Raw genomic sequence first — 8,890 nt, 5'->3', positions numbered from 1 at the left:
TGGCGGCCAACTCGGCGTTGGCGCGCAGGTGTCGCCACGTGCCGTGCACCGGCATCACGTTGCGCGGCCGCACACCGTTGTAGAGGAATAGCAGCTCGCCGGCGTATGCGTGTCCCGAAACATGCACCCGCAGTTGGTTGTTCGTGACAATGCGTGCGCCGATCTTGGCGAGCGCGTCGATCACCTGATAGACGGCTTCTTCGTTACCGGGGATCAGCGATGACGACAGCACAACCAGGTCACCGGACGTCAGCGTGATACTGCGATGTTCGCCGCGCGACATCCTGGCAAGCGCGGACATCAGTTCGCCCTGGGTTCCGGTGGTGATCAGCACGACCCGTTCCGGCGGCATCGTCTCGGCGGCGCCGATCTCGAGCACATCGTCGTCGTCGACGTGCAGGAAGCCCAGCTCGCGGGCGATGCCCATGTTGCGGACCATCGACCTGCCCACGAACGCGACCTTTCGGCCCAACGCCACCGACGCATCGATGATCTGTTGCACCCGGGCCACATTGGACGCGAAGCACGCGACGATGACGCGGCCGTCGGCTGAGCGGATCAGCCGGTGCAAGGTCGGGCCGATCTCGCTTTCCGACGGGCCTACACCCGGCAATTCGGCGTTGGTGGAGTCGACCAGGAGCAGGTCTACGCCGATGTCGCCGAGCCGCGACATGCCCGGCAGGTCGGTGGGGCGGGCATCGAGCGGCAACTGGTCGAACTTGATGTCCCCGGTGTGCAGCACGGTCCCCGCGCCTGTGTAGATGGCGACCGCAAGCGCGTCGGGAATCGAGTGATTGACCGCGAAGTATTCGCAGTCGAATACCCCGTGGGTGGTGCGCCGGCCCTCGGACACCTCCGCGAGAACGGGTTTGATGCGGTGCTCTCGGCACTTTTCCTCAACCAGCGCCAGCGTGAACTTCGAACCGACGACCGGGATGTCGTGGCGCAGTCTGAGCAGATATGGGATAGCGCCGATGTGGTCTTCGTGGGCGTGGGTCAGCACCAGTGCCTCGACGTCGTCGAGACGCTCATCGATGTGGCGCATGTCGGGCAGGATCAGGTCGACCGCGGGCTCGTCGTGCCCCGGAAACAGCACCCCGCAGTCCACGATCAGTAGCCTGCCCAGATGCTCGAAAACCGTCATGTTCCGGCCGATTTCGCTGATTCCGCCCAGTGCGGTCACCCGCAGGCCGCCCGGGGCCAATGGGCCGGGCGGCTTCAGGTCGGAGTTCACCTCCGGAGCCGCTCGGCCGGTGACATCGACACGGGCACCGAGGCCGCGCGCATATCCGCCGCCAGCGCCTCGACCTGCTCCGGGGTGGCGGGCACCTGCGGCAGTCGAGGGTCACCGACCTCGATGCCCTGCAGGCGCAGGCCGGCCTTCGCCATCGTCACCCCGCCCAGCCGCTTCATCGCCGCGTACAGCGGGGTCAACGAGACGCTGATCTTGCGGGCCGTCGCGATATCGCCGGATCCGAACGCGGACAGCAGTTCCCTTAGCTGCCCGGTGGCAACGTGCGAGATCACGCTGATGAACCCGGTGGCACCCATCGCCAACCACGGCAGGTTGAGCGGGTCGTCACCGGAGTAGTACGCCAGCCCCGTTGAGGCGATGATGTCGGCGCCGCCCGCCAGATCCCCCTTGGCGTCCTTGACACCGACGATGTTTGGGTGCGCGGCGAGCGCGCGGATGGTTTCGAACTCGATTGGCACCACCGATCGCGGCGGGATGTCGTACAGCAGCACGGGAATCGATACCGCGTCGGCAACCGCCGTGAAGTGGGCCAGCAGCCCGGCCTGCGGCGGCCGCGAGTAGTACGGCGTCACGATCAACAACCCGTGTGCGCCTTCGGCTTCGCAGGCTCGCGACAGCGCAACGCTGTGTGCGGTGTCGTAGGTGCCCGCGCCTGCGATCACCCGGGCGCGGTCGCCGACGGTGTCGAGCACCGTGCGCAGCAGCGCGAGCTTTTCGTCATCGGTGGTGGTCGGCGACTCGCCCGTGGTCCCTGACACCACCAGACCGTCGCAGCCCGAGTCGATCAGATGGGTGGCCAGACGAGCGGCGGCCGCCAGGTCGAGAGAGCCGTCCGCGCCGAACGGAGTAACCATCGCGGTCAGCACGGTGCCCAGGCGCGCGCTGACGTCGATCCCGCCGTTGCTCACGGCGCCAAGGTTACCCGGCCCTCCTCGGGTCTCGGTGGACCCTGCCTGATGGCCACCTGCGGGCCGCCCGGTTTCGGCCACGTCAGGCTTCGGTGGCTAAAGGCGACGTGGCGACCTGTGTGCCGTCCGCCAACGTGGTGATCTCGAAGTCCGCGAACGCCGCCGGCGCGACATCGGTCAGCTGGCGAAGGCATTCGATCGCCAGCCGACGAATCTCCACGTCGGCGTGCTCGCTGGCCCGCATCGCGATGAAGTGCCGCCAGGCGCGGTAGTTGCCGGTCACGACGATGCGGGTCTCGGTGGCATTGGGCAGGACGGCGCGGGCGGCCTGCCGCACCTGCTTACGCCGCAAGACGGCGTTCGGCACTTCGGAGAACTTCGCTTCCAGCCTGGTCAGCAGCTCGTCGTAGGCCTCGCGGCTGGCGTCGGCGGCCCGCAGGAATAGCTCCTGCAACTCCGGGTCGCCCTCTATTCCCGGAGGCAGCACAACCTGCGAATCCCGTTCGGGGACGAATCGTTGCGACAGCTGCGAGTACGAGAAATGCCGGTGCCGGATCAGCTCGTGCGTGCACGAGCGGGAGATGCCGGTGATGTAGAACGACACCGACGCGTGCTCGAGCACCGAGAAGTGCCCGACGTCGATGATGTGGCGCAGGTAGGAGGCGTTCGTCGCGGTGCGCGGATTCGGCTTGGACCAGCTCTGGTAGCAGGCCCGTCCGGCGAACTCGACCAGCGCGGCACCGCCGTCGGCGTCGGTGCCCCACGGCACGTCCGGCGGCGGCAAGAACTCCGTCTTGGCGATCAGTTGCACCCGCAGCGGCGCGGTCTCGGCCACGGCTCACCCTAAAGCGTGCGCCAGCGCCTCCGCCAAATCACCCCGCCGGCCGACCGTCACCTCGCCCAGCTCCAGCCACGACGCCATCGACTGCAGCTCACCGGCCAGCGCAGGGGCCACCTGCGACGGGGCCCGTCCCGGTTCGACGAACGCACCGACGACGTGCAGCGCGCTGCGGGCGCGTTCGGCCTTCAGGTCGACGTGCCCGACGAGCTGGCCGTCGAGCAGCAGCGGCCAGACGTAGTAGCCGTATTCGCGCTTGGGGGCCGGCGTATAGATCTCGATGCGGTAGTGGAAGTCGAACAGCCGCTGCACCCGTGGCCGGAAGAAGATCAGCGGGTCGAACGGGCACAACAGCGCGGTGCCACGATCCCGTCGTGGCACGCTCTGGCCGGCCCTCAGGTAGGCCGGCGATGTCCAGCCCTCGACCTCGACTGGTTCCAGCTCTCCGGCCGACACGAGCTTCGCGACGGCCGGCTTGACCTGCTGCGCCGACAGCCGGAAGTAGTCGGGCGAGAAAAGACGAGTGCGGGCGGCTGATGCCCGGGGTGAACGGCCAGCGTGACATTTCGTGAACCCTTCGACCGGGCACGTCTACATCCGCGCCGTGACACCCCCGCCAACAACCCACTCGCGCGCTTTGTCGGCTTCAGCGGTCGAGAACATACGCCACTCCCCAGGCATCAGGAGAACCCGAAGCCTCACCCCGACCCAGGGGGCGTTCGTGGCTCTCGGGGCGCACAGGCCCCGTTTTGGGGGCGTCTGCCCGACGCTGCCGGGTACGGCCTGGCGCGAGGGCGACGCTGCCGGGGCCAGCGGCGGTCACTTCTTCTCGACGAGGCCCGACTGCGCGAGCGCGTCGTCGACGAACCGCCGCACCGGGCGCGACCGCAAGAATCCGGTATGGCCCCCGTGATACCACACGATCTCGGGCCTGCCCCAGTGTTCCCACAGCCGCATGACCTGATCGCGCGGGTGCACGACCTGGTCGGCGATCCCGGCGTAGATGAAACGACCCCGCATCGGTACGCGCGGTGTCAGTGACAGGGGTGAGACCATCCGACCGAGGGGTTCTGCCCGTGCCACCGTGTGACGGCGCGGATCGTCGCGACCGAGGCTGGCGTGGCGTCCGAGCACCTCGATGATATTGGCGACCGGGACGCCGAGGATCGCGCATGTGAGGCCGTCCTCCAGGCTGGCGACTAGCGACGCGATGTAGCCGCCGAGGGACATGCTGTTCAGGCCAATCGGTGAGTCGGGTTCCTGCGCGCGTATCCAGGACAGCAGACGCCGGATATCCCACACCGCCTGAGCCGCAGCATGGACGTCGTCGAGCACATCCTCGCCCGGGAATGCCGCACCCTTCGGCAGTCCGCGCGCACGGGGACCGTGCATCGGAAGGACGGGGAGGACCACATTGAGGCCGAGGTTCTCGTGCAGATGCCAGGCACGGAACAGCCTGAGATCCAGCGCGCCCCTGCCCATCACCGCGCCGTGTACACACACCAGCCAGGGTCGTGGCTCGCTGTACCGCAGCAGCAGCGAATACTCCCGGTTGTTGGCGGTGTAGCCCAGCCACCGCTCGCGGCCCGGTTCGCCTGGGCGCGGTTGGTACCCGCTGTCGAAAACCATGCGTTCGTAGGAGCGTCGGCGTGTCGTCACCGGCCGGACTGTTGCGTCCGTCAGAGGTGGCGGGGCTTCGAAAAACCCTTCCGGCTTGTCCAGCCACCCGTGCTGTCCGTAGAACTCGATCGCTGCGCTGATTTCGGCGTCGATCCGTTGGAACGCATGCCGGTCGCTGACGGGCCGGGACATCCGGAAGCCGAGAAGGACAATCTCGTCGCGGAACACTTGCGTGGCAAGCGCGAGAGTGGGTCGCGCAACCGGAAGCTCATCTGGCTGATGGTCGCGATAGTCGCGCCGGGACTGGGCGAAGTAACGGCCGGTCCTCCGGAACGGCCTGACGAGGTTACCCAGTAGACCGTAACGGCCGGTTCTCCGGAACGGCCTGATGACGTTGCCCAGTGGACCGGGTCGTCGTGTGCCCGCGTGGTCGCTGTCGGGTGCTGCTGCCATACGACGACGTTATGCGCTGGCGGCGCGGTCGGGCCAGGCCGCCACCGAGGGGAGATGGGGACCCGTTCCGGTGTTCACGGGGCGGTCGCGGGACGCCCGCCTGGTGGATACTTCAAGTGATCTATGGATCACCTGGGTCATCTTCCGTGGGGGGTCGGGTATCCCATCCCTTCGACCCCGTGAGGAGTCATGTCCCGGCGCCGAGAAGTCCCACGCGCCCTGCTCGATGACTTGGCCGCCCTGGACCCGCCGCAGCGGCGTGAGATGGCCGCAGCTCTGCGGACGGTGGCCGAGACCGTCGCCGGGGTGCCAGACGGGCGGGACACCGCCCACGCACTGGGGCTGCTGGCCCACTTGATCGACCCGTCGTGACCCAGCTGAGAACCGTACTGCAAAGCTCGCCATCGGTCCCAGATGCCTTGCGAAGTCTCACTTCAAGCCGATGCTTTGAGGGATATTGGGGAGAGCCTTCCCGGAGACGGACGAGCGGTTGCTCGACGTGCTTATGGGCAAGAACGTGACAGAGGAGGGCCAGTGAGCGCCCAGGAACACGAGCCGATCGGCACTGTGCGTCGAGAACCCCTTCGTGGCGCGTTGGCCGTGTGTGTCACGGGTGGCTACCGGGTGATGTTCCCCGAGCACGACCAGGTGATGGTCCTTTCCCACGCGGGTGACTCCGAAAGTCTGGGTGTGCGCGATTGGCCGATCATCTGGTGCCCGAACGCCACCTATCACGAGCAGGACAACATCCGGCGCGCGCAAGGCGAGGAGCCGTACCAACCATGACCGCACGCCCAGCCCGACCGCGAGACCCAGGCGGCGCTGTGGGAGTACGACATGCGTGCCTCCCGCGTATCCGCCACGGCCCGCAAGACCGGTTTGCGGCGAAAGTCCCCAACGGCAGGGGATCTAGGCAAACAGTTCCGGGTGCGAGGCGACGTACTGCTCGACGGTCTGCGCGGGTTGACCGGTGACCTGTTCGACGTCATGGGTCTCGCGGTCGTAGCGATTCTCGCGATGCAGACGCGCCACGGTCGCGATGTGTTGCTGATCGAGGTCGGCCAGGCCCGAGGTCCGCAGGTACTGGCGCACCCAGTCGTCGTAGGGGATGTCTTCCGCGGTGATCGGCCGTCCCAGCGCGCGCGAGTACTGTTCGGCCAGATCTTTGATGTCGAGCACCTGCGGACCAGTCAGCCCGTAGACCTGGCCAGCCTTCGGCGGGTTCAGCAGCAGGGCCGCGACCACGCGTGCCACGTCCTCGGGGGCGATCGGTGACGTGCGGCCGGTGCCGAACGGCAGAGCCAGCACATCGTGCTCGCGGACGGATCGCCTGGCCACCACCGTGAACAGCGGGTTGTTCAGCAACACCGTTGGACGCACGTGGACCACGGGAACACCGGACCAGTTCATGATCTGCTCGGAGAGCCAGTGCAGCCGCTGCTCGCGATCCGCTTCGCTGCCGGTCAGGGTCATCTGCGAAACCGTCATCTGCGACATGTTGACGATCACCTCGAGGTCACCCAGCTCGCGGGCCGCCGCGCAGACGATCGCCGTCTCCTGGAGGTAGTCGAACGAGATGCTCGCGTTTAAGAACATGCGCGTGACATCCCGCAGCGCGTCGACGACGTCGGCCGGACTGGTGAGCTCACCCACGACGACCTCGGCGCCGAGTTCGCGAAGCCGGTCCGCGAGGGCGTCGTCGGAGTGCACCATCGCCCGGACCGGCTCCCCCTTGCCCCGCAGCAGCTCGACAACGGAGGGGCTGACGTCGCCTCTGGCGGGCCAGGTGATCAGATACATGCCGTCAATTTAGCCGCCGATCCGCCGACGGTTGACGACACGTTCCAGTCGACGGACTGTGTCGACGGACTATTTAGAGTCTTTGGGTCCCCAAATGCTTGTCTAAGCAAACGAAGGTCCCCTGTCGCCTTTCCGCCCGACGTCTCGACATCAGGCGGAGCAGACCATCGCCCCTACCGAACGCCGGGGTCGGAGCGCATTCTGATGTCGAGCCATTCAAGACTCGTTTCTGCCAGAGCCTCGGGCACCACCCCCACACACCCAGGGCAGGGGCTGTTCGTGGCTCTACGGGGCGCACCGGCCCCGTTTTGGGGACGTCTGCCCGACGCTGCCGGGTACGGCTGATACACGGCCAGCCCGATCACCTCGTGCGCGGGAGACAAGGGCACGAATGCAGCCGGCCTCGGCAGCGGCAGCGACCGAATCGTCGAGCCCGCCTAGTAAGTCGCCGCGGAGAGCGGGGGTAGTTTCCCTGGTGACGTCGTCAGACGTCTGGTCGTTGTCCTTTTGGCTCACTTGTTGGTCCTCGTCGGCCCGTGCTCGCCACGCGCCTAGGTCATCCCCCACTCCCCTCACCCATACGAATTCGGAGCTAGTGGACGTGGCCGGGGCCCCGGACCTTGTGAGTCCGAGTCACAGGGCCCCGACCACTTCAGGGGCGGTCGTTCACTAGGATGTGTGCCGCCCAGGCGTCAGCGCCTCGCTCGCGCCGGCCATGACGCTGCGCACTAACTCGATCAGCGCCTTAGAGAGTTCGTCGGTCAAGCCCACGGCCGCGTCAATCACGGCCTTACGCCGCGACGGGTCTGCGAGCGCCGGAGTCTCCTCCTCGAGGGTGCCAACGAACTTGCGCACAGCCTCGATCACGGCTTGCCGTCCGGCGTCGACCGATTCGAGCATGTCGTCGGACAGGCCTGCCGCTCGTTCCACCACGGTCTTCTTCTCGGTGCTCTCTGTCATGTGATCTGCTCCCTTTTAGATTGAAACGAGTCGTGGATGCCTTCGGCATCAGAATGTGGATCCCGAACCCGGCGGGGATAGGGCCGATGGTCCCGACTCCCCGCGCGGAAGGTGATCGGGTTGAGCTTGAGTGGTGGTGGTGGCGGTGATGTTCAGCACCCGCACCACCCGATCACGGTCGTTTGGCACAGTATTTGGCACGGGGTCCCGCTGAATGTCTCGGAAATATGGTGTGACCTGGCGATATGGGTGGTCCCGGCTGGGATCGAACTAAGCGGCGCCGGTCGTGAAAGCCGGTCGGTGTAGTCGAGCAGCATGGCCCTGAACGCGGTGGTGTACAGGATGCGCTGCGGCACCTCGACGACCATTTCGTAGGCGGCTTCTACCTGGCCGCCAGTTTTCGGGGTTGGTGCGATGTGCGTCCTAAATCAAAGTGTCCGTGCCGGTACCGGCGCATCCGCCAGCGCAGCAGCGGCCAGTCGTCGATTGCCATCAGCGCGGCCTCGTGTGCCCAGTACTCCACCAGCATTCGTGACGAGCGCGCAGTGTGGCTCCAGGCGGCCCGGTCCAGCACGTCGCGGTCGTAGGGACCGAGCCTGCTGAACACCGGCGCGTAGTGGGCGCGGACGGCAACAGAGACCGAATCAAGCTGGAGGGCTTGGATTCTCGAGATCAGACGTCGCAGATGCGCACGCGTGACCGCGCCCCCCGCGGCTTGGGCTCGGTAAATCCCTGCGCGGCGACGGCGACCCGGCGCGCCTGCACCAGGGCCAGCCGCGTCATGAGATGCGGTGGTAGCTGCTGAACCGGTAGCGCAGCCCGCTGCTGCTGGTCTGCCAGTCCGCGTCCTCGGCGATCCATCTCTCGTCGAGCACGGGCGCCACCACGTCGGAGTCGTCGCGGCCGATCGGGACGTCCACCTCGGTGACCTCACACCGGTCCGCCAACGGCAGCGCCTGCGCGAAGAGCTGCTCGCCGCCGATCACCCACACGTCGCCGTCGCCGAGAGCCTGGTCGATCGACGTGATTATGTCTGCTCCGTCTGCCATGTAGCCA

Annotated in this window: 9 protein-coding genes and 2 pseudogenes; 2 read left to right on the top strand and 9 right to left on the bottom strand. The window is 66.9% G+C overall.

Annotation, left to right across the window (positions count from 1 at the left end; translation table 11 throughout):
- The 5 genes and pseudogenes from VKI00_RS31755 to VKI00_RS31735 form a co-directional block, all read right to left on the bottom strand.
- Positions 1-1,234 (bottom strand): ribonuclease J (locus tag VKI00_RS31755; RefSeq protein ID WP_324447169.1); only part of this gene is annotated, 1,234 nt, incomplete at its 3' end.
- On the bottom strand, positions 1,231-2,109 hold the full coding sequence (gene dapA, locus VKI00_RS31750) for a 4-hydroxy-tetrahydrodipicolinate synthase (protein ID WP_414687348.1): 879 nt from the start codon (positions 2,107-2,109) through the stop codon (positions 1,231-1,233). The genes dapA and VKI00_RS31755, both read right to left, overlap by 4 nt.
- Positions 2,110-2,245: 136 nt before the next feature.
- Entirely contained in the window at positions 2,246-2,998 is a 753-nt protein-coding gene (gene thyX / locus VKI00_RS31745) for an FAD-dependent thymidylate synthase (RefSeq protein WP_324447165.1), read from the bottom strand.
- A gap of 3 nt (positions 2,999-3,001) precedes the next feature.
- Positions 3,002-3,511 (bottom strand): annotated as a pseudogene (locus VKI00_RS31740) (DNA glycosylase AlkZ-like family protein); the annotation flags it as partial.
- Positions 3,512-3,820: 309 nt separating this feature from the next.
- A complete protein-coding gene (locus tag VKI00_RS31735; RefSeq protein ID WP_324447163.1) occupies positions 3,821-5,074 on the bottom strand; it encodes a hypothetical protein in 1,254 nt (417 codons plus the stop codon).
- A gap of 189 nt (positions 5,075-5,263) precedes the next feature.
- On the opposite strand from VKI00_RS31735, the gene VKI00_RS31730 reads away from it, so the two are divergent.
- Together VKI00_RS31730 and VKI00_RS31725 are read left to right on the top strand one after the other, a co-directional pair.
- Positions 5,264-5,446 carry a hypothetical protein gene (locus VKI00_RS31730; protein ID WP_324447161.1) on the top strand — a complete coding sequence of 61 codons (183 nt, stop codon included), beginning with the start codon at positions 5,264-5,266 and terminating at the stop codon, positions 5,444-5,446.
- A 162-nt stretch (positions 5,447-5,608) separates the two neighbouring features.
- A complete protein-coding gene (locus VKI00_RS31725) occupies positions 5,609-5,860 on the top strand; it encodes a hypothetical protein (RefSeq protein WP_324447160.1) in 252 nt (83 codons plus the stop codon).
- A gap of 123 nt (positions 5,861-5,983) precedes the next feature.
- On the opposite strand, the gene VKI00_RS31720 is transcribed toward VKI00_RS31725, so the two are convergent.
- The 4 genes and pseudogenes from VKI00_RS31720 to VKI00_RS31705 form a co-directional block, all read right to left on the bottom strand.
- Positions 5,984-6,874 carry an NAD(P)H-binding protein gene (locus tag VKI00_RS31720; protein WP_324447158.1) on the bottom strand — a complete coding sequence of 297 codons (891 nt, stop codon included), beginning with the start codon at positions 6,872-6,874 and terminating at the stop codon, positions 5,984-5,986.
- A 669-nt stretch (positions 6,875-7,543) separates the two neighbouring features.
- A complete protein-coding gene (locus tag VKI00_RS31715) occupies positions 7,544-7,834 on the bottom strand; it encodes a hypothetical protein (RefSeq protein ID WP_324447156.1) in 291 nt (96 codons plus the stop codon).
- Positions 7,835-8,234: 400 nt separating this feature from the next.
- Positions 8,235-8,617, bottom strand: a pseudogene (locus VKI00_RS31710) (DNA glycosylase AlkZ-like family protein); the annotation flags it as partial.
- Positions 8,614-8,890 (bottom strand): dihydrofolate reductase (locus tag VKI00_RS31705; protein ID WP_324447154.1); only part of this gene is annotated, 277 nt, incomplete at its 5' end. The gene VKI00_RS31705 and the pseudogene VKI00_RS31710, both read right to left, overlap by 4 nt.

Source organism: Mycobacterium sp., assembly GCF_035314665.1.
Classification (GTDB): domain Bacteria; phylum Actinomycetota; class Actinomycetes; order Mycobacteriales; family Mycobacteriaceae; genus Mycobacterium.
This window is presented reverse-complemented; position numbering and strand designations above follow the sequence as displayed.

Coding starts and splice junctions, on each gene's coding strand:
- dapA (WP_414687348.1), bottom strand. CDS start 2,109: ATGGTTACTCCGTTCGGCGCGGACGGCTCTCTCGACCTGGCGGCCGCC.
- VKI00_RS31735 (WP_324447163.1), bottom strand. CDS start 5,074: ATGGCAGCAGCACCCGACAGCGACCACGCGGGCACACGACGACCCGGT.
- VKI00_RS31730 (WP_324447161.1), top strand. CDS start 5,264: ATGTCCCGGCGCCGAGAAGTCCCACGCGCCCTGCTCGATGACTTGGCC.
- VKI00_RS31720 (WP_324447158.1), bottom strand. CDS start 6,874: ATGTATCTGATCACCTGGCCCGCCAGAGGCGACGTCAGCCCCTCCGTT.
- VKI00_RS31715 (WP_324447156.1), bottom strand. CDS start 7,834: ATGACAGAGAGCACCGAGAAGAAGACCGTGGTGGAACGAGCGGCAGGC.